General features: G+C 62.8%; 18 protein-coding genes. 5 read left to right on the top strand and 13 right to left on the bottom strand.

The annotated features are described in order from the left end of the window. The first annotated feature begins 52 nt into the window (after window positions 1-52). The 5 genes from cobA (at window position 53) to cobT (ending at window position 4,677) form a co-directional block, all read left to right on the top strand. On the top strand, window positions 53-859 hold the full coding sequence (cobA, locus tag ACCO56_RS00865) for a uroporphyrinogen-III C-methyltransferase (protein WP_433636722.1): 807 nt from the start codon (window positions 53-55) through the stop codon (window positions 857-859). 149 nt (window positions 860-1,008) lie between these two features. Then, window positions 1,009-1,422: an endonuclease domain-containing protein gene (locus ACCO56_RS00860; protein ID WP_433636721.1), complete on the top strand. Its 414-nt coding sequence runs from the start codon at window positions 1,009-1,011 to the stop codon at window positions 1,420-1,422. 154 nt (window positions 1,423-1,576) lie between these two features. Next, the gene (locus tag ACCO56_RS00855; RefSeq protein WP_433636719.1) at window positions 1,577-2,893 is read left to right on the top strand and encodes a cobyrinate a,c-diamide synthase; all 1,317 of its coding nucleotides are present in this window, start codon (window positions 1,577-1,579) and stop codon (window positions 2,891-2,893) included. 3 nt (window positions 2,894-2,896) lie between these two features. Beyond that, window positions 2,897-3,667 (top strand): adenosylcobinamide-GDP ribazoletransferase, encoded by a 771-nt coding sequence (locus ACCO56_RS00850; protein WP_433636717.1) that lies wholly within the window; start codon window positions 2,897-2,899, stop codon window positions 3,665-3,667. After that, entirely contained in the window at window positions 3,664-4,677 is a 1,014-nt protein-coding gene (gene cobT, locus ACCO56_RS00845) for a nicotinate-nucleotide--dimethylbenzimidazole phosphoribosyltransferase (RefSeq protein ID WP_433636714.1), read from the top strand. The genes ACCO56_RS00850 and cobT overlap by 4 nt, the downstream gene beginning before the upstream one ends. A gap of 59 nt (window positions 4,678-4,736) precedes the next feature. Here the strand turns inward: cobT and ACCO56_RS00840 are convergent, their stop codons facing one another. The 13 genes from ACCO56_RS00840 to ACCO56_RS00780 form a co-directional block, all read right to left on the bottom strand. Next, window positions 4,737-6,302 (bottom strand): adenylate/guanylate cyclase domain-containing protein, encoded by a 1,566-nt coding sequence (locus tag ACCO56_RS00840; protein ID WP_433636711.1) that lies wholly within the window; start codon window positions 6,300-6,302, stop codon window positions 4,737-4,739. A gap of 22 nt (window positions 6,303-6,324) precedes the next feature. Further along, window positions 6,325-6,690, bottom strand: coding sequence for a response regulator (locus ACCO56_RS00835; protein ID WP_433636709.1), 366 nt, complete (start codon window positions 6,688-6,690; stop codon window positions 6,325-6,327). A gap of 27 nt (window positions 6,691-6,717) precedes the next feature. Continuing rightward, window positions 6,718-9,474 (bottom strand): response regulator, encoded by a 2,757-nt coding sequence (locus ACCO56_RS00830; protein ID WP_433636707.1) that lies wholly within the window; start codon window positions 9,472-9,474, stop codon window positions 6,718-6,720. Beyond that, window positions 9,471-10,232 (bottom strand): Tll0287-like domain-containing protein, encoded by a 762-nt coding sequence (locus tag ACCO56_RS00825; protein ID WP_433636705.1) that lies wholly within the window; start codon window positions 10,230-10,232, stop codon window positions 9,471-9,473. The genes ACCO56_RS00830 and ACCO56_RS00825 overlap by 4 nt, the downstream gene beginning before the upstream one ends. A 124-nt stretch (window positions 10,233-10,356) precedes the next feature. Next, on the bottom strand, window positions 10,357-11,604 hold the full coding sequence (locus ACCO56_RS00820; RefSeq protein WP_433638271.1) for a sensor histidine kinase: 1,248 nt from the start codon (window positions 11,602-11,604) through the stop codon (window positions 10,357-10,359). An 11-nt stretch (window positions 11,605-11,615) separates the two neighbouring features. Continuing rightward, a complete protein-coding gene (locus ACCO56_RS00815) occupies window positions 11,616-12,317 on the bottom strand; it encodes a response regulator (protein WP_433636704.1) in 702 nt (233 codons plus the stop codon). A gap of 75 nt (window positions 12,318-12,392) precedes the next feature. Next, window positions 12,393-12,929 carry a Spy/CpxP family protein refolding chaperone gene (locus ACCO56_RS00810; protein ID WP_433636702.1) on the bottom strand — a complete coding sequence of 179 codons (537 nt, stop codon included), beginning with the start codon at window positions 12,927-12,929 and terminating at the stop codon, window positions 12,393-12,395. Between the two features lie 212 nt (window positions 12,930-13,141). Continuing rightward, complete coding sequence (locus ACCO56_RS00805; RefSeq protein ID WP_433636700.1) at window positions 13,142-13,645, bottom strand: thioredoxin domain-containing protein; 504 nt, start codon at window positions 13,643-13,645, stop codon at window positions 13,142-13,144. 62 nt (window positions 13,646-13,707) lie between these two features. Further along, window positions 13,708-15,279: a hydantoinase B/oxoprolinase family protein gene (locus ACCO56_RS00800; protein ID WP_433636698.1), complete on the bottom strand. Its 1,572-nt coding sequence runs from the start codon at window positions 15,277-15,279 to the stop codon at window positions 13,708-13,710. A gap of 72 nt (window positions 15,280-15,351) precedes the next feature. Next, window positions 15,352-16,350, bottom strand: coding sequence for a zinc-dependent alcohol dehydrogenase family protein (locus ACCO56_RS00795; RefSeq protein ID WP_433636697.1), 999 nt, complete (start codon window positions 16,348-16,350; stop codon window positions 15,352-15,354). A 21-nt stretch (window positions 16,351-16,371) separates the two neighbouring features. After that, on the bottom strand, window positions 16,372-17,472 hold the full coding sequence (locus ACCO56_RS00790; RefSeq protein WP_433636695.1) for a M24 family metallopeptidase: 1,101 nt from the start codon (window positions 17,470-17,472) through the stop codon (window positions 16,372-16,374). A 75-nt stretch (window positions 17,473-17,547) separates the two neighbouring features. Further along, the gene (locus tag ACCO56_RS00785) at window positions 17,548-18,357 is read right to left on the bottom strand and encodes an aspartate/glutamate racemase family protein (RefSeq protein ID WP_433636694.1); all 810 of its coding nucleotides are present in this window, start codon (window positions 18,355-18,357) and stop codon (window positions 17,548-17,550) included. Window positions 18,358-18,527: 170 nt separating this feature from the next. Further along, a complete protein-coding gene (locus ACCO56_RS00780) occupies window positions 18,528-20,189 on the bottom strand; it encodes a hydantoinase B/oxoprolinase family protein (RefSeq protein WP_433636691.1) in 1,662 nt (553 codons plus the stop codon).

Here is a 20,189-nt window from a genome sequence, read left to right as displayed (position 1 = left end):
AGGATCGCTATAGGCCGACGAGGCCCGCCCGTCACGAACGAAAGACGACGTCATGAGTCTCGAATCCGCAATCGCACGGCTTGCCCGAGCCACACCGGCTTTCCAGCCGGGCCACGTCTGGCTGGCCGGCGCTGGGCCCGGCAATGCCGGATCACTCACGCTCGACGTCATCGCCGCGATCTCGGCCGCCGATGCGATCGTCTACGATGCCCTGGTCGACGCGACGGTGCTCGACGCGGCGCGCCAAGGCGTCGAGCTGCATTTCGCGGGCAAGCGCGGCGGACGGGTTTCGGCCGCGCAGGACGACATCACGGCGTTGCTGATCGCTCTCGCCCGCAAGCAGCGCCGTGTGCTCCGCCTGAAGGGAGGAGACCCCTATGTTTTCGGCCGTGGAGGCGAGGAAGCGCTGGCGCTGGCGCGTTCGGGCGTTCCGTTCCGCATCCTGCCCGGTGTGACCTCGGCTTTTGGGGCGCTCGCCAGCGCCGGTATTCCGGCCACGATGCGCGGCTTGAACAAGGCGATCATCCTGGCTACCGGCCATGCCGCCGGCGAAGAGGAAGATCTGGACTGGGCAGCGCTTGCCGCCACCGGCCAGCCCATCGTCGTCTATATGGGACTGAGGAATCTCGGGCGGATCACGGCGGCTCTGCTGGCCGGGGGACTGCGGGACTCGACGCCGGCCGCCATCATCATGGCGGCGACAACGCCGGACGAACGGGTGCTGGTCTCGACCCTGGGCTTGATCGCTGGGGAAGCGGAAGCGCAAGGTTTCGCTGCGCCGGCACTGATCGTGATCGGCGACATCGTGTCGATGCGCGCCGAACTGGTGGAATTGGAAAGGCTCGTGCGGTCGGCATGAGATTTCAGAGAAACGCTAGGGGTCGGTTCTCGAAATTCGCGGCCGGAGCACTTAAGACATATCGGGATTTGCGCGACATAGCGGCAGGCGGTCTTCTCCCCGTCGGGACGGGGAGAAGATGCCGGCAGGCAGATGAGGGGCATTTCGAGATGCGTGGTCCGGACAAGAGAGCGACGGCGTTCTCCCGACATCTGCGAAGGTCGGACAATGATGCAGAGGGCGCCCTTTGGACCGAGCTTCGCAACCGTCGACTGAACGGCTTCAAATTCGTGCGGCAGTTTCCGATCGGGCCATATTTCGCCGACTTCGCCTGCCGGCAATGCCAACTCGTTATCGAAGTGGACGGTAGCCAGCAGGCTGAGAGCGGGCATGACCGCATCCGTGATGATTTCATGCTGTCGAAGGATTGGTCAGTGCTACGCATCTGGAACGTAGACGTGCTCACAGCAAAACAAGCCATCCTGACAACGATCTTGGCTGCCCTCGAATTCCGGCTGGAGCCCGAGATTCTGGCACCCGACTTACGGTTCCTAGCGTCAGCAACGTATCGAGGAAAAATGTAGATGCTGGTGCTGCCCCTCATCTGCCTGCCGGCATCTTCTCCCCGTAACAACGGGGAGAAGACCGCTTGCGGCAACCTCGCCTGCTCACCGCGACGGTCCTCAGAAGCGCGGTATCAGGCGGACAGCTCCATTTCTGCAATGCCGAAGACACGCAATGAACGCTAGCTCCGGTCTCATCATCGGCGCGGCGCGTTCCGGATCGGGCAAGACGAGCGTGACCATTGGACTGCTGCGCGCCTTCAAGCGCCGCGGTCTGCGCGTGCGCGGGGCGAAGTCCGGCCCCGATTACATCGACCCGGGATTCCACGCCGCCGCCACGGGTCTTCCTGGTGTCAATCTCGACAGTTGGGCCATGGCACCGTCACTCGTGTCTGCGCTCCTGAAACAAAGCACCGCCGAAGCGGACATGCTGATCGTGGAAAGCGCGATGGGGTTGTTCGACGGCATCCGTTCCGATCCCGGCCGGTCGGGTGCGGCTTCCGATCTTGCGCGCCGTTTCGGCCTTCCGGTTCTTCTCGTATTGGACGTTTCCGGCCAGTCGCAGACAGCGGCGGCAGTGGCCAAGGGTTTCGCCGTTTATGATCCGGCTGTCCGCATCGCCGGCGTCGTGCTCAACCGCGTCGGAAGCGAACGGCACCGTCGATTGGCCGCGGATGCCATCGAGGCGCTCGGTTTGCCCGTCGTGGGGGCCATCATGCGCGACCCCAGGATGACCATGCCGGAGCGCCATCTCGGCCTTGTCCAAGCCAGCGAATACGAGGCGCTCGAAGAATTCATCGGGCGGATGGCCGATGTGATGGAAGCCTCGCTCGATCTCGACCGCATCGCCGCACTGGCGCAGCCGGTCGCGCCCGAGGTCGGCGACTACGGCCACATGCTGCCGCCGCCGGGCCAGCGCGTTGCGCTCGCCCAGGACGCTGCCTTCACCTTCCTCTATCCGCATCTTGCCGGCCATTGGCGCAGCGCCGGCGCCGAAATCGTGCCCTTTTCGCCGCTCGCCGACCAAGGCCCATCCGATGATTGCGACGTCTGCTGGATGCCGGGCGGTTATCCCGAACTTCACGCCGGCCGCCTGGCTGCCGCCGAGAATTTCCGCGCAGCCATGACCGGCTTTGCCGAAACCCGACCGGTCCACGGCGAGTGCGGCGGCTTCATGGTGCTGGGCGAGGAGTTGGAAGATGCCGAGGGGAGGACGCACCGCATGCTAGGCTTGCTCGGCCACTCCACCAGTTTCGCCCGACGCAAGATGAATCTCGGCTACCGGCAGGCCAGGATCCTGGCGGACTGTCCGGTTGGCTTGGCCGGCGCGCTGATCCGTGGCCACGAGTTCCACTATGCCCAGGTTACAAGGCCCGGCTCGGACGAGCCGCTCGTCGACATCGCCGACGGGCTGGGAACGCCGATCGGTGCCTCGGGCGCGCGGCGCGGCCATGTCACCGGCACATTCTTCCATGCGATCGCGCGAGGCTGACTTTTGAAACGTCATTTCGGTCGTTTTGCCGACCTTGTCCTCTGCCTGACCTTCTATACGCGCCTCCCGCTCGGCTGGACGGCGGCGGAAGGCCGCAATTTCGCCGAGGCACAGTGGGCGGCCCCGCTCGCCGGCGCGGTGGTGGGGCTCTGCGGTGCCTTCATCTTCTGGCTCGGCTTCACCGTCGGCGCCCCATCGCTCCTCACCGCCGCCCTGACGCTCGCGGCGATCCTCTGCGTGACCGGCTGCCTGCATGAGGACGGGGCGGCTGATGTCGCCGATGGCTTCGGCGGCGGCGCGACGCGCGAGCGCAAGCTCGAGATCATGCGCGACAGCCGGCACGGAACCTACGGCATCGCCACGCTGATCGTCACCTTGCTCATCCGCTGGTCGGCCATGGCCGCGCTACCCACCCCATGGATGGCTCTTGCCGGCCTCATTGCCGCGCATGCCGCGTCCCGGGCACTGATCCCCGCCTTCATGATCGCCTTGCCGCCGGCTCGGCGAAACGGCTTGTCCGCCGGTGCGGGAACCCCGTCCTGGCCGGTGGCCGGCGGCGCACTTGCCATGGGCAGCATCGCGCTGCTCGCCGGGCTCGGCATTGTCGGTGGCGTGATCTCGGCCGTTCTCCTCGCCGCCTGGTTCTTCTTCCTCAAGAGGCTCAGCTTCCGCCAGATCGGCGGCCAGACCGGCGACGTGCTCGGGGCGCTGCAGCAGGGCGGAGAAATCATCATTCTCGTCATCGCCGCTATTCTCGCCCCGGAGATCTCATGAGCCGCTTTTCCTCGATCGACCAGTTGCGCGCAGCCTGTGCCGAACTCGGCACACCCGACGACAGCGCCGCCGGCGCCGCCTCCGCTCGCCAGACCACATTGACCAAGCCGCAAGGCAGCCTCGGCCGACTCGAGGACCTCGCGATCTTCCTCTCGGGTTGGCAGGGCCGCGCAGTCCCGGTTCTCGATCGCGTCACGGTGATCGTCTTTGCCGGTTCGCATGGGGTAACGGCGCAAGGCATCTCGGCCTTTCCCGCCGAGGTGACGGCGCAGATGGTCGCCAATTTCGCGGCCGGAGGTGCTGCAATCAACCAGCTTGCCCGCACGGCAGGAGCTGAACTGAAGGTGGTGCCCCTGGAGATCGAACGGCCGACGGCCGACTTCACCCACGGCCCCGCCATGTCGGATGAGGAATTCCTGCAGGCTGTCTCGACGGGGTATGAGGCCGTCTCTCCCGATGCAGACCTGTTATGCCTCGGTGAGATGGGGATCGGCAACACGACGACCGCCGCCGCGGTCGCCGCTGCGCTGTTCGGGGGGAGAGGCATGGACTGGGTCGGGCGTGGGACCGGAGTCGATGACGCCGGTCTGGTCCGGAAAGCGGCCGTCGTGGACACCGCGCTAGCCTTTCACGGCGCGCGCCTCGACGATCCGCTCGCCGCCCTCGCTTCTGTCGGCGGCCGCGAGTTGGCTGCGATCTTCGGCGCCGTGCTGGCCGCTCGACATCACCGCATCCCGGTCCTTCTCGATGGGTTCGTCTGCACTGCCGCCGCCGCCCCGCTGGCGAAACTCGCCCCGGACGGTCTTGCCCATGCGCTCGCGGCCCATGTCTCGGCCGAAGCTGGCCATCGCGAGTTGCTCGCCAGACTGGCGCTGCAGCCGCTCTTCGATTTCAACATGCGACTCGGCGAAGCGTCGGGAGCTTGCCTGGCCGTCAACATTCTCCGCTCGGCGCTGGCCTGCCATTCCGGAATGGCGAGCTTTGCCGAAGCGGGCGTGTCGGAAGGATAGATTGCTTTTCCTTTTTCGGCACTGCGAGCCAAGTGCGCTTTTGCTGAATGCCCGGGCAATCAGACGAGATAGGTCTCCATCACGCCGACGCCTCTCAGTTCCACGGAACGGCGCGGCTCGAGTTCCCAAGGAGCGCGCAGGGCGCGCCTTGTTGCATCCGAGATCTGGATGCGATCGGCAACGCCCTGGGACTCTAGCCGGCTAGCAATGTTCACGGTTTCGCCCCAAACGTCGTAGACACACCGATGCCGCCCAATCAGGCCCGCGATCACCGGTCCTGTGTGCACGCCAACACGGATCCGGAAACTGTCTTCCCCACATGCGAGAGGCTTCAGGGAGTCCAGCATGGATTTCCCGAGCCCCACGATCCTGTCGGCATGATTGGCTGCCGGCTCAGGCACACCACACACAGCCATGTAGGCATCTCCGATGGTCTTGATTTTCTCCACGGAATGCTTCTCTGCCAAGACGTCGAACATGCTGAACAACTTGTCGAGGCGCTCGATCAGGTCCGACGCCGGCAACCGTGCCGCTATGGGTGAGAAACCGACAATATCGGCAAAAAGGATGGTCGCTTCGTCGAACCGGTCAGCAATGACCTCCTCGCCCGCTTGCAGCCGCGCGACGATCTGACCGGGCAGGATCGCATGGAGCAGCGAGTCGGCGCGCTGTTTCTCAGCCTCGATCCGCCGAAGATACTCGTGTTCACGATCCACCCAACGCTTTTTCTCCAAGCTGGAATTGATCCGGGCGCGCAGCAGGACGGGGTTGAAGGGTTTCAGCACATAGTCGTCGGCTCCCGCCTCAATGCAGCGGACCACTGCGCCGACTTCGTTGAGCCCCGAAATCATAATGACGGGAATATGCCGCGAGCGACGTTCCGCCTTCAATCTTGAGAGCACCTCGATGCCGTTCATGTCCGGCATCAGTATGTCGAGCAAGATCAGGTCGAATTCATGCTCGGCGAGGAGCGCCAGCGCCGACGGGCCTGACTCGGCAGTGATGACGTGATGGCCCTCATGCTGCAGGCGGCGCGCGAGCAGATTGCGGTTGCTTCCGATGTCGTCGACGACAAGTATCCTGCCACCGTGGGCCGAATATGCATCGTGCTTCGCCTTGATCACGGCCCTCTCGAGCCCCGCAGCATCGATCTCAGCTTCGTCCGTGGTCTGCAGCCCTTCGACGTCGCGCGTGCGCGCGAGATCGGCAATGGCATCGACACGCGCCAAAAGCTCTGCCGCCGCGGCGAGCATGACCCTTACATCCTCTTCCAACGCGCGTTCGTGCCGTTCTTCGGCTTCCTCGAGGATCATTTCGGAGTAGCCAATGATCGCATTGAGCGGTGTTCGCAGTTCATGGCGCAATTTCGCCTCGGCCTCGGCTTCGACCCCAGCCCGGTCCAGATAGTCGGATTTGCCACCGATCAAGTTGTCGATGAGGCTGTTCAATTCTCGCGCGGCGGTGCCGACCCTCTCGAGATCCGGTTTCATCTGGACCAGGCCGAGATTCTGCACCTGGTCGGTCAGAAGCTCCTGGAATCCAAGGATTGCCCGCGCCGGGCCCGCAAGCCGCTGTGCCACATGGGCGGCGATCGCATGGCGTTGAAAATCGTTCTCGACAGTCATGGTTCCAAACAGTCGGATGGGCTTATCGGGCGAGCAGTTGTTCGATCTTCTGGACGAGGCGTGGCAGGTCAACCGGCTTGCTGTCGTAGTCGTCGCAACCGGCCTGCAGCGCCGCTTCCCGATCCCTGGCCATTGCGTGCGCAGAAAGCGCGATGATCGGTATCCCGGCGGTGGCAGGATCTGCCTTGATCCGTCGGGTAGCCTCCCAGCCGTCCATGACGGGTAGGCTCATATCCATGAGGACCAGGTCGGGCCGCTCGGAAATGGTGAGTTCCACGCCCGATTGTCCATTTTCCGCGACGAGAACTTCGAACCCGCGCCTCGATAGCCGCCGCGAGAGCATATCGCGGTTCATTTCATTGTCTTCCACCAAAAGGATTCTCGCCATCGTCGGCTCCTCCAGCCATGCGGCGGTTCAGCGATCGGCGGCGTCCGCCCCCGTTGACGCAGGTGAAATCTGGCGCTCGAGAGCCTCGACCAATTGAGACCTGCTGTTTGCACCCTTGGTCACGACGGCAACAGCCCGTTCGCGCAGCCATTTGAGCTCGCTCGTGGACAAATCTTTCGACGTAACGACCACGACGGGAACGTTCCGCAGTTCGGGCGATTGCTGCATTTCGTTGAGGGTCTGGAACCCATCCATTTCGGGCATCAACAGATCGAGCAGAACCAGGCGCGGCAGCAACCGCTTCATCAATTCGAGACCGCGCACGCCGTCATTTGCCTCATGGACGCGCCAGTCCCTCTTGACCAGGATCCGCCGAAGGAAATCGCGAGAGGCCTTGTCGTCGTCAATGACAAGCACATCGCGATTGCCCCCGCCGCAAGCCTCTATCGTTCGTATCAGCTTATCGGTGTCGATCGGCTTCGTCAGATATTCGACCGCGCCGAGCGAGAGACCGAGTTCGCGATCTGCAAGGATCGTCGCGAGGATCACCGGAATCTCGCAGAGCTCCTTGTCGCTCTTCAAGGAGCGCAGCACGGACCAGCCGTCCTGATGGGGCATGATGATGTCGAGAACGATTGCGACAGGGCGGTGGGCTCGCGCAGCTGCTATTCCTTCCTCGCCGCTTGCTGCCTCGATCGAGGCCAGCCCCGCCTCGGCCAAGGCGGTGGCGATCACGGTTCGGGCGGCCGGTTCGTCATCGATGATCAGAACCGCCTTGTCCGAACTCATCGATAGCGGGGCTTCGGCGGCTTGTGGCTCGGCCGGTTTTTCCTTGCATTCCGCCGGAATCTCCATCGTGAAGATCGAGCCTTTTCCAAGTTCGCTCTTGACGGTCACGACACCTCCGATCATTCGGCAGAAGCTCCGGGTGATGCTGAGGCCCAAGCCCGTGCCGCCATAGTTCCGGGTGGTGGATGCGTCTGCCTGAGTGAAGGCGTCGAAGAGCCTTTCTTGCTGCTCAGACGTCATGCCGATTCCGGTGTCGGATACCTTGAATATCAGCCAGTCGCCGTCGGAGCGCGTGTCACGTCGCACCGAGAGTGTTACGCGCCCCCCTTCGGTGAATTTGGCGGCGTTGCTGAGCAGGTTGAAGAGGTTTTGCCGGAGTTTCGTCTGGTCGGAATGCATTTCCCCGAGATCGCCCTCCAGGTCCAGCACGAAACTGTTTCGGTTTCTGGCCATCAATGGCGTGAGCGTCGCTTGGACATCGCGCAACAAGTCGGCGACGTCGAAATTCTCGAGGAAGATTTCCATCTTGTTCGCCTCGATCTTCGACAAATCGAGGATGTCGTTGATGAGCGCGAGGAGATGGCGGCCCGCGGCAGCTATCTTTTCCAGTTCTGGGACCGACTCGTCGGTTTGCCGCTCACCCGCCTCTTCTATCAGCATTTCGCTGTAACCGATGATCGCGTTCAGGGGAGTACGCAGCTCGTGGCTCATGGAGGCCAGGAAACGGCTCTTGGCCTCGTTTGCCGATTCAGCGTGGCTTTTCGCCCGCTCGAGTTCCACTTGCCTCTGCTTCAGTTCCGTGATGTCGGTGTACACGGCGACTGTACCGGAATCGGGGGTTTTTATTTCACTGACGCGGATCCAACGTTCGCCGAACCGAACCTCCTGGACAGAGCCCGCCGAATCCTTGTGGAGACGTAGCCTCTCCGCGAACCACTTCTCCTTCGATACGCCGCCAAGATCGACCTGCCCGCTCTCCAGGCGCCGCTTCAGAATATCTTGAAAGCTTTGCCCATTCAGAACGGCTTGCTCCTGGTCGGCAAAGATCTCGCAATATTTGCTGTTGGCAAGAATGACCTTGTCCTCCGCATCGAACAGCACAAATCCGTCAGATATCGCTTCGACTGCCGCCGCTATGGTTCGTCTTTGCCTTTCGGCTTCATCTTCGAGCCTTTGCTTTTCGATCGCGCTTGCCCGAAAAAGTCGAAGCGTGCGCGCCATGGCACCAAGTTCGTCTCCTCCCTCCTCCGGTATTTCGACGTCATAGCGTCCTTGGGCAAAGTCACCGACGACCTTATTCAACCGTCGCAAGGGCCCGATAATCGAATGAAGAACAAGCATGGTCAGAAGCGATCCGATCAACACCACGACGGCAACCAGAACGGCCGCTTCGGTCGCGGTCTTCTGAGTTTGTCTTACAGCCTCGTTGCGCGCGGCTTCCGCTTCGGTGCTCACCTGCTCCACGAGCCTGTTGAGGGTTGCATCCACATTTGTGCTGTGGGTGCGCGCTTCAGCCAGGAGAGCGTTGCCGATGATACGGTTGTCCTGGGTATAGGCGTCTGCCGCCTCCAAAGCTTTCTTCACATAAGCATCGGTCTCAAGACGGATCGCGCTGACCGCATCCGGCGATGATCTCGCGAGGCGGTCCAGATGTTCCATCAGCCGCTCACGCGCCTGCTCGGCGTTGCGCTGCGAATTCATCAACAAGCTCACGGACAGATCCGTGAGCCAATATCGCAATTCACCGAAGGTAACGTGCGCGGCCGCCGCAGTGGCGGCGTGATCGAACAATGCCTTGGTCTCCGCAGTGCGATCCGCACTCCGATAAAGCGCTTGTGTGAGAAGGATGGACGATACGATGAGACTGATAAGGCCACCGGCTGTCAGCGCCGCGACACGAGCCGCGATCGGTAGGTCGGCAAGACGACGCGCAAGGGATTTCGCAGGCGCGGTCACAGCTTGCACTTGATGCGCGGACTGTTCCAAAGTGCTCATTTGAACAGGACGATGCTGATTGCGCCTCCCAGATCGCCCGCTTTGCCGCCCTCCTTCGGATACCCCGTCACGTCTATTTCGCCCTTCGGCTCGCCGTGACAGGACAGGCAGGATTCCGTGTAGTATTCGGGAAGCAGCATTCGAAAGACCGGACGACCGTCCAATTCGGTGACTTCGGTATAGACCTCTCCTTTTTTGGTGTTCGGATCAGAAAAGACACTTTCGATGATCCGGGACTCCCAATCGTCCGGAAGCGACTTGCGGTTGCGCACGAGTTGCTCCGGCGCCGTTACGCGCACCCGAGCTTCGTTGCCGACCCTGGCGGCGAATTTCTCGTTCATAAGGCGCGCGAAAATGGCAGGCACGAAGCCCTTGAAGGCGATACCCTCACGGTTGATGTTGTCCTGCTGTTCATCCACGACCTCTCGCATTGCCTCGATCTGGGCGCCAAGCAGGCGCCGGTCGCGCGCGGTCAACTCGCCGGAAAGCGGGTCGTGTCCAGTTTGTTTTGAATAGACCGCGATAGCCTCTTTCGCGAACCGGTCGCTGTCGAGGTGCTTGTCCCCAAGAGCAGGATCATTGATGAGCGCCTGATAGTTCGAGACTATGTTTCGGCCCGAGCGAAGCAGCTCTGCCAGCCGCGCTCCCGTCGCGAGATCCTCGGCATCTTCTTCAGCTATGGCATAGGGCAGGGCCAACACGCAGCCGACAAGAGCGGCAGCAATGCCAGTTCGTCTCAAGATTGACGGCGCAGACATCTCCGTTCCCTTCCAGAGGAAACCAAGAAACCAAGTATAACACGATAGAGACCGGGAACGTAGAGAGAAGCTCAGAAGATCAGGCAAGCCCGAAATGAATATTCATGACGCTCTCCTCGGCAGCCTAAACGGAGATATCGGCTGCTATGCCGGCAGGAAACTCCACCACGAAGCGTGCCCCTCCGTCAGCCGGCGCCTCATAGTGCACGGTCGCGCCATGATGGCCCGCGATCTGGCGAACGAGCGAAAGCCCCAGCCCCCAGCCACCGGCCGCCTCGCCTCTTCCAGATGGGCGATAGAAGGGCTCGAATACGCGGGCTGTCTCGTCCTGCGGAATACCTTGCCCATGGTCGCGGACGCTGAGCAGCGCCTTTCCGCGAGTTCCCTCTACCTCGACCTCGATCGGCGGCGCGCCATGACGGAGCGCATTCTGGACGAGATTGCGCACCAGCCGGGCAAGCAGCCGCGGATCGCCCGACACGATAGCCGGCGTGCCGGAAACGGCAACGCCGCTTCGCGCCGCCTCCTCGGCGGCAAGGCCTAGGAGATCCACCGGTTCGGCATGATCGAGCTGTTCGAGATGATCAAGCCGCGAAGCGAGCAGGATCTCCTCGACCAGCGCATCGAGCTCGCCGAGATTGCGGACGATTTCGCTCTTTGTGCCCTTATCTCCCGTCTGCTCGTAGAGATCGATCGCCATGCGCAGGCGCGCCAGCGGCGAGCGAAGCTCATGGCTGGCATTGGCGAGCAGGGTTCGGTGGGCGGCAAGGAGGCGCTCGACATGGTCGGCAGCCTTGTTGAAACTGCGCGCCACGGCGGCCACTTCGTCGCTGCCGTCATCGGCGACTCGCGTGGCAAGCGCACCGCTCCCCCAAGCGTCGACACCTTGTCTCAGCCGCTCGAGCCGTCGCGTCAGATGGCGCACGACCGGATAGGCAGCAATCCCGATCAACGTCGCTATCAAGGCAAGATAGGCAAGTGGATTACGCCCCGCCCGCCAGGGCTGATGCATGCGTGCCGCCACGGTGCGACCGTCGGAAAGCCTCACGACCATGACATCCCTGCCGTGCCGCCGGGATCGCTCGAGGAGATCGGCGGGAAGCGGATCGCCCGCGCTGGCGACAAGCTGTCCGCCGGCGCTGTAAAGCGCAAGATCGGCATCGAGCGCCCGAGCCAGCCGGGTCAATGTCGCCTGAAGCGACGGCGCATCGGCATCGGCCGGCAGCATCGCAACAACGAAACGCTCGCGACGCGCTCCCCAACCTTCATCCTCGTCTTGCCCGAAATGCATGAAGACGCCGCTCGCTAGCGCCACCAAACCGAGGCTGGCGAGCAGAGTGAGATAGACCTTCAGGAACAGGCTGGCGTGCAGGAAGCGCCACGTCATCGTTCATCGTCCTGATACCGGGCAAAGACATAACCGCTGCCACGTACGGTCACGATGCGGCGTGGGTGCCTGGGATCGGCCTCGATCGCTGCTCGAATGCGCGAGATGTGCACATCGATCGACCGATCAAAGGCGTCGAGCTCTTCGCCTCTCACCATATCCATCAATTGCTCACGCGACAGGATACGGCCGGCGCTTTCGGCGAGCGTCACGAGAATGTCGAACTGGTAGCTCGTCAACCCCTTCTCCTGGCCGTCGATACGAACGGTCCGCGAGCCCGGGTCGATTTCGAGCCTGCCAAAGCGCAGGAGCCTGGCTGGCGCGCCCGATCCGGCGTTGCGCCTGCGCAGGATAGCGCGCAGCCGGGCGAGCAGCTCGCGTGGATTGAACGGCTTGGGCAGGTAGTCGTCCGCCCCGATCTCCAGCCCTACGATCCGGTCCGTCTCGTCGCCTTTCGCTGTGAGCATAAGGATCGGAACATCCGAGACAGCACGCATGCGCCGGCACGTCTCGAAGCCGTCTATGCCGGGCATCATGACATCAAGCACGACGATATCTGGCCCGCGACGCGACAGTTCTGCCAGGCCGGCAGCGCCGTCCGCCACCCGGTGCACGGAAAAGCCATTGGCCGAGAGGTAGTCCGAAAGCATGGCGGACAGTCGCGTGTCGTCATCGACGATCAGAACCTCTTCCGCCATGCCGTTCGTTCTCCTTGAGCATCGGGCACCATTGAGAACCGATCCGATGCCGTCGTCTTGTCGTCTAGGGGAGACTTACCATCGATGGAAAGCCCTGCGCTCCTTGAAATGCTGGAGGAGCTCAGCCCGTTGCTCGGGCGTCAGAACTTCGGCGGCGTCGAGAAGCGCCGTGGTCAGCTTCTTCGATGCATCATCCACTGCCTGGATACGCTCGGTGCGCAGCTTCTCTGCCGCCGCCCTGTCGATCGTCGATGCCCCCAGGATTTCCGCTATCTGGTCGCGGGCGTCGATGAAACCTTCACGGGTGGAGCGCATATCGTCGCGCGTCCTGCTCACAATTGCCTTGAGCTTCTCCGACTGTTCAGGTGTCGCCTTGATGGCGTCCAGAATGTAACCGAGCCGTCTCTCGGAAAAGCCTCTCTCGCCCATCCCGCCGTGCATCATGTGGCCATGCATGCCGCGGCCGAAGTCGTCGCTCTGCGCGGCGACGAGCCCAAGCCCGCCGAGGCCGACCAAGGCGATCACGCCAATGGCAAGCCATCGTCCCCACTGGGGACCTTTCGGCGACTTGGTGACGGCAGCCTCGGTTTCGTGGTTGTGATCCGTTTCCATGGAGCTGGTCCTTCGTCCTGTTGGGATTGAAGGGACCCTACGCCCGGCAGATTTCCCCTGTTCGGGGAGATTGTAAAGAAATGTAAAGCTGGCCGGGCAGCGCTGCCGCTGGTGGTTCTCTGCAGGCCGCCACCATCTTTCCAATCGACTGATCCTCTCGACAAGCGCGATCACTTGCCAGGACGAGCGGGCCGATTGGAATGGCGTTCACCCTATTCCGCTCCCGCCCGCAGGGCGGATGCGACCAGTGTACGCGCATCGATCGGGCCGACGAGACGCGTTCCGTCGACCTCCCGCTTGCCGTTTCCGAAGAAAACCATGCTCGGCGGGCCCGCCACGCGCAATTCCTTCATCAAGGCTTCACGCTCGGCATCGAGCCTGGTGAGGTCGACCTTCACGAGGCGAAATGCAGCAAGAGCCTCAACGACGCGCGAATCGGGAAACACGCGACGTTCGATCTTCGAGCAGATCGCGCACCAATCGGCGGAGAAATAGACCAAGACAGGTCCGTCGGCCTCGAGCCTCGCCAGCAAGTCCGACAGGTTGTCGACCTCGACAAACGGCAGCTTGGGCGGCGCGCTCAACGAAATCCGCGCGAAGGACACCGCACTCGTCCCGAAAACAAAACCAATGGCGAGGACAGCGGCAACCGTAGTGCAGCGGATCGTGCCAATGAGCGCAGACCGCGCTTGCAAGGCGTGGGTTCGAGTGTTCATGTCGGCGGTGCTCCGCAACGTTTTCGCGAGGAGCAGAGATCGCCAGCCGGCTTAAGGCAACCTTAAGCAGGCCTCCCCCAGCCGCCGCCATTGGCAGTGTCGATCAGAATCTCGTCGCCGGGCTCGACCACCAGGCCGCTGACGAAAGCATGGCGTTCGCGCGCTCCGTCCCGACGGACGATCGACAGCCCGTTGATGCCGCCATCCTCGCCGTCGGCAAGCCCCCAGGCGGGATGTCGGTTGCGGCTGTAACCTGCCGAGAGGACTGCCCTGCCGCGCGGCCGGTAGCTGACGGAAAGCCCCTTGCCGCCTGTATGCAGCCCCCGGCCCTCCTGGCTCTCGTTGAGACGCTTATGGCCGACATCTATGCCATACCGCGCCTCGCAGATCTCAACGGGACAGTTGAAGGTCTCGCCATGACTGGCCGAATACATGGCGTCCAGTCCATCACGGGCCGCGGTCGCGCCCCACCCGCCCATCTGCGGCTCGACCATGGTGTAGCGCCGGCCCGTATCAGGGTGGTCGCCCGCAATCACCGTGCCGCAGATCGAGGCGAAATGGCCGGCAGGCAGACGTTCCGGCATGGCCTCGGCCATGCACCGCCACAGCATGTCGTAGAGCCGAATGCGTGTCTCGAAGTAATAGCCGTGGGGGGCACTGCCCTCGGCATGGAAGATGGTGCCGGGCTCTGTGATCACTTCGAGGGCCCGGAAGGAGCCGGCGTTTGCGAAAAGCGTCGGGTCGGTCAACGCCTTGAAGATCATCTGGCAGGAGATCACCGCGCCGTCGCGGCTGGTGTTGTAGGGCGCGTCACGCTGCCTGGGATTGCCGGTCAGGTCGACCGTGAAGCGATCCCTCGTGATGGTGATGGAGGCGCGCCAGATCGCGCCATCGTCCTGTTCCTCTTCCACCGGATAGGTGCCATGCGGGATGGCCCCAAGCCCTGCATGGCCACGCCTTGCGCCCTCCTCGAAGAGGTCTCTCAGCGCGGCGTGATAGGATTCCGGCCCATAGGTTTCGACGAGCTGTCGGATGCGCGTCTCGGCCTTGCGGCTGGCCGCGACCTGAGCCCAGAGATCGCCGAGCACGAAATCCGGCAGACGCGAATTGGCGGCGATGATGTCGAAAACGGAAGGGATGGGCTTGCCTCTGTCGAAGAGCTTCACCGCCGGCAGACGCAGCCCCTCCTGGAATATCTCCGAAACGTCAACGGCCATCGAGCCCGGCGTCTTGCCTCCGACATCGTTCCAATGCGCGATGGACGCGGTCCAGGCGACACATTCGCCCTCGACGAAAACCGGCAGCGCGATGACCACGTCGTTGAGATGGGTGACGCCGCCATAATAGGGATCGTTGGTCACGAAGCAGTCGCCGTCGCCGATGTTCTCCAGACCATGCAGGGCGACAATACGTTTCACCGCCTTGTCGAGCACGCCGACGAAAGTGGGAATGCCGGCGCCCGAACTGACGAGTTCGCCGTCACGGTCCGTGATGCCGGTGCCGACATCGAGCACCTCATAGATGATCGGGCTCATCGCGGTCTTTTTCAGCACCGCGAACATCTCGTCGGCGGCCGCGACCAGACCGGCCTGGATCACCGTCGCGGTGATTGGGTCCTCGGCGCGATTTATCATGATCTTTTCCTCCGATCCGGGGCGGACGTTCGCCTGGGTGGTCCGCCCGACAAGGCAGCAGCCGCAGCGCTTTCAAAGACCCGTTTCGATCACCACCTTACCATGCGTCGTGCGCGGCTGGCTCAGATAGTCGAAGGCCTCGATGTACTTCTCCATCGGATAGACGCGGTCGATCCTGGGACGGATGCGGCCCTGCGTCAGCATGTCATGGATAAACGCCTCGCCCTTGGCGAGCATGGCGGGATCCTCGACATAGTTGAACACCGAATAGGGATGGAACACGGCATTCTTCTGGAACATGTCCACGACGGGCAGTTCAGGACGTGCAGTGTCGAGCGTCCCGTAGAAATAGATACGCGCATTGCGGGCGAGCGCCGGGCTGTATCGGGCGATGAGGCCCGCGCCGACCGGGTCGAAAACCATATCGACACCCCTGCCGCCCGTGATTTCCATGATCTCACCGGCAAGATCGTCCTTGCCGGTGACGATCACATGGTTCGCCCCCATTTCCCTGAGGTAGCCGACGTTCTCCGGAAAGCGGGTGGTGCCGATCATGGTCGCCCCGAGAATGCGGCCGATCTCAAGAGATGCCCCACCCGCAGTGCTGGTAGCCGCCGTCGCAAGGACGTGGCTGCCCGACCCCACTTTGGACACTTCGGCGAGCGGGAAATAGGCCGTCAGATACTGCATCCAGATCGAAGCGTTCTCCACGGCCGAGAGGTTCGGCACCGCTTTCGTCACGTAGCGCGCGTCGATGACGAGCGACTCCGTGCTCGCGCCCCTGTCGTAATAAAAATAAGGGAGCGTGGAGACACGTTCGCCGATGGCGAAGCCTGCGGTCTGCGGTCCGATCGCATCGACGATCCCTGCCGCCTCGATCCCGACGCGGGCGGGAAACCGCGGAAAGCTGAAGGAATAGTTGTCCTTCATCAGGTCCATATCGCCCCAGTTCAGGGCGAAGGCCTCGACACGAAGTCGGACTTCGCCCGGGCCCGGCTCCTCGATAGGCACCTCGCCGAGCTTGAGGCAGCGATAGCCTGAATAGTCATGGATCTGCCAGGCACGGGGCATAAGGTTCCTTTCGCTTCCGGCTCAGGCTTGCGCCACGTGGAGGTCGCGGGGCAGCGACGACAGGATCTCCGGACCGTCTTCGCGCAATATGACGATCTCCTCGAGTCGGATGCCAAAGCGGCCCGGCAGGTAGATGCCGGGTTCGATCGAGAACACCATTCCGTCCTCCAGCACGGTTTCCGACGTTGCCGTGATATAGGGCGGCTCGTGGCCGTCGATGCCCATCCCGTGACCTGTGCGGTGGACGAAATACTCGCCGTAACCGGCGTCGGCGATCACCTTGCGCGCCGCCGCGTCCACTTCCTTGGCCAGCACGCCCGGCCTGGCCGCCTTGAGGGCAGCCTGGACGGCCTTTTCGACGATGGTGTGGATCTGTCCGTAACCTTCCGGCGGCCGTCCGACCACGGCCATGCGCGTGATGTCGCTCGGGAAGCCTTCCGTGCGCGCTCCAATGTCGATCACGACGGCATCACCTTCCTGCAACTTGCGATCGCTCGTCTGGTGATGGGGGAAGGCGCCGTTGCCGGCCGCCCCGACGATCCAGAAAGACGGAACCGCGCCCTCCGACGCGAAGTGATCCTTCACCACGGCGGCTAGGTCCTGTTCGGTCATGCCCGGCCGGATCGAGCCAAAAGCCTTCTGCATGGCGCGGTCGGCGATAGCGGCATTCATCTTCAGCTTGGCGAATTCGGCCGCATCCTTGCGCATGCGCAGTGCGCCGACGGTGTCGGCCGTGAAGCTGTGGCGGGCGCCCGGAATGGCATCCAGCAGCAGAAGCGCGAAATCGGCGCGCATGGTTTCATCCAGCACCACCTTCTCGACGCTGCGCGCGCCGATCTCGTCGAGAGCGGCCTCGAGCGCAGCTTGCGGTCCATCCGCGTCAGCCCAGGTGAAGAAGGAGATGTCGGTACTCTCGCGCGAACCCTCGGCGTTGAGCACCGGCATCAGGAAGGTCTCTTTCTCGGGCGCGACCAGCAGCAGGCAGGGACGTTCATCCGGATGCGGATGGAAGCCGAGCAGCCAGTCCATGTGCGAGCCGGGAGCGATGGCGACGAGGCTCGTTCCCGTGTCTTTCATCCTGGCCCGAAGGGCGGCAAGCCGCTGCTTGGTATCGACTTTCACTGTATTTCCTTTCCATGAATTCGGAGGCGGATGTTGCTGGTGCCAGGGCCAAGGAGTGCATTTGCACGCAACCGGCTAGGCCGCTTCGACCACGACCCTGTTGCCGAAGGGTTCATTCGTATCGAACTGGCCGAAGCAGGCGATCTCTTCTTCCGGCGGCGGCTCGCTCGACCAGCGACGGCTCGGCACCCAGCCGCATTGGCGCTTCAATACGGCGCCGTATTCGGCCCGCTTGAGTGCTGCGATCGACGGGTCGATGACCGGCACGCCGAGCTTCTTCTCGACTTCCCTGTAGAAGCCGATCTCCATGGTACAGCCGAGGATCAGCGCCTCCGCATAGTCCTCCTCGACCGCCTTGCGACCTGCTTCGAGGAGCCTCCGCTCGGTTTCGGCATGGTCCTTCTGGAAGTCGTTCACGCCAAGCCCGACGTGATAGAAACCGGATAGCCGATGCTCGTGGCCGTAGTCGCGCACAGTGTCGTGCATCTGGTGCACCCATTTCCGGCGGCCGACCACGATGCCGAAACGGTTCGAGAGAGTCGCCGCGATCTCGCAGGACGAAAGGCATGGCGCGGTGACGATCATGCCCTCCGAGATCTCGCGGGCATCGTGTAGCGCCGTGTCGTAGAAGCAGCCGATCGCCAGAGCATCGAAGCCTTCACGCGCAGCGGCGCGAACGGCGCGGATGATGCCCTTCGTCACCATCGCTTCGTAGGACCGGTACTCGATATGAGTGAAGGAGCCTTCGCTCGGCGGGAGTGAGGTGATGTGGACCTCGGTTCCCGGCAGCTTGTGGTCGCGCGCCATGTCGGCGAACACGCCGTCATAGTCACTGTTGCCCACCGGGTTAAGATACATGATCTTGATCGGCTCTGACTGGGCCATCAATGTCTCCTCTTCCTTGTTCTTCGACCTCAAGCGCCGGCGCGCATCCGCGCTGGGCTTTCGCGCCAACAGGCGCGACGGGCGGTCGCCCTTGCTGTTTTCGACGCTGCCGAAAACAGGTTCTTGCCCCGGTCCGGCGGAGCCCGCCAGACCGGCCTCGTCCCGGCTTGTCACGACAAGCCATACACCTCACGGGCTCGCTCGGGCGTGATCAGCCCGTTGCGGATGTCCTCCGCGACGGCGGCACGATCGCGCTCCTTGGGGTCGCCGATACCGCCACCATTGCCGGTGACCACGCGGATGACGTCGTCCGTATGGGTGGTCAGGCCCGACACGAAGGAGAAACGGTCACTCGAGCCGTCCTTGCGCATCACCTTCACATAGTTGGGCGATCCTTCCAGACCGCCGTCGAGCGACCAGGGCGGGAACTTCGAACGGGTATAGCCTGCCGTCAGAAAGCCGTTGTCGCCACGGATGCGATAGTCCATCACGATGCCCCGGCCGCCGGTGAACTTGCCCTCGCCGCCAGGCTCGAGATTGAGTTCCATGCGGTCGACCAGGAGGCCGTTGCGAGCCTCGTTGATCTCGGCGGGGCAATTATAGGTCTCGCCATGGAAGCCACAAAAGATCGCGCTGTTGCCGTCACCGGCCCGGCTTGCACCCCAGCCACCGAGCTGGGGCTCGATGATGGTGTATTGACGGCCCGTGTCCGGATGGATGCCGCCGATGAAGGTTCCGCAAACCGAGGCGAAATGTCCGGCTGCCAGCCGTTCCGGCATATGTTGCGCGAGGCAGCGCCACATGATGTCGTATACGCGCAGTTCGATCTCGTAATAGAACCCGATAGGCGCCGGTTCCTTCGCCTGGAACACCGAGCCTTCGCGAGTCAGCAGACGGATCGGGCGAAACGAGCCCTCGTTGGCCGGCGAATATGGATCCGTCAGCGACTTGAAGATCATCTGGGCGGAGACCATGACGCCGTCACGGCTCGTGTTGACCGGTCCGGCGGACTGGTCGGGATTGTCGCGCAAGTCCACCAAGAACTCGGTGTCGCTGATGGTGATCTTCACGTTGAAGATGCGGCCGTCATCCTGCTCCTCCGACAGCTCGAACGTACCGTGCGGAAGTTTGGCAAGCTCGCTCAACGAGACCTGCTCGCCGAAATCCATGAAGGACGACATGGCGTTCTCGAAGGTCTCCACGCCGTATTTCTCTGCCAGGTCGACGAGACGCTTCGCGCCGATCCGCACCGATGCGATGGCCGCCCAGACGTCGCCTTCCAGCACATCGGGCATGCGCGAATTCACCTTGATGATGTCCATCACCGATCGGATCGTCTCGCCCTTCGAGATGATCTTGACGGCGGGCAGGCGCAGGCCTTCCTGGAAGATCTCCGTCGCCTCGCCTGTCAGCGATCCCGGCGCCATGCCGCCCACGTCGGAATTGTGGGCGATATTGGCCGTCCAGGCGATGATGCGGCCTCCCGCGAAGACTGGCATGGCGACGATGATGTCGTTGAGATGCGTGACGCCACCGTAATAGGGATCGTTGGTGACAAACACGTCGCCGGGCTCGATGTCGCCCGGCTTGTCGAACTTCTTCACCAGCACTTTCACGGCCTTGTCGAGCACGCCGATGAAGGCGGGAATGCCGGCGCCGGAGGACGCCAAGGCCCCCTTGGCGTCGGTGATGCCGGTGCCCATGTCGAGCACTTCGTAGATGATCGAGCTCATCGCGGTCTTCTTCATCACCGCGAACATCTCGTCGGCCGTTGCCTGGAGCGAATTCTGTATGATCTCCAGCGTGATCGGGTCGTTAGCCTTGTTCGACAT

The sequence above is a fragment of the Mesorhizobium sp. 1B3 genome (genome assembly GCF_050958605.1).
In the GTDB taxonomy this organism is placed as follows: domain Bacteria; phylum Pseudomonadota; class Alphaproteobacteria; order Rhizobiales; family Rhizobiaceae.
Note: the sequence above shows the minus strand (reverse complement) of the source record. Positions and strands in the feature narration are given on the sequence as shown.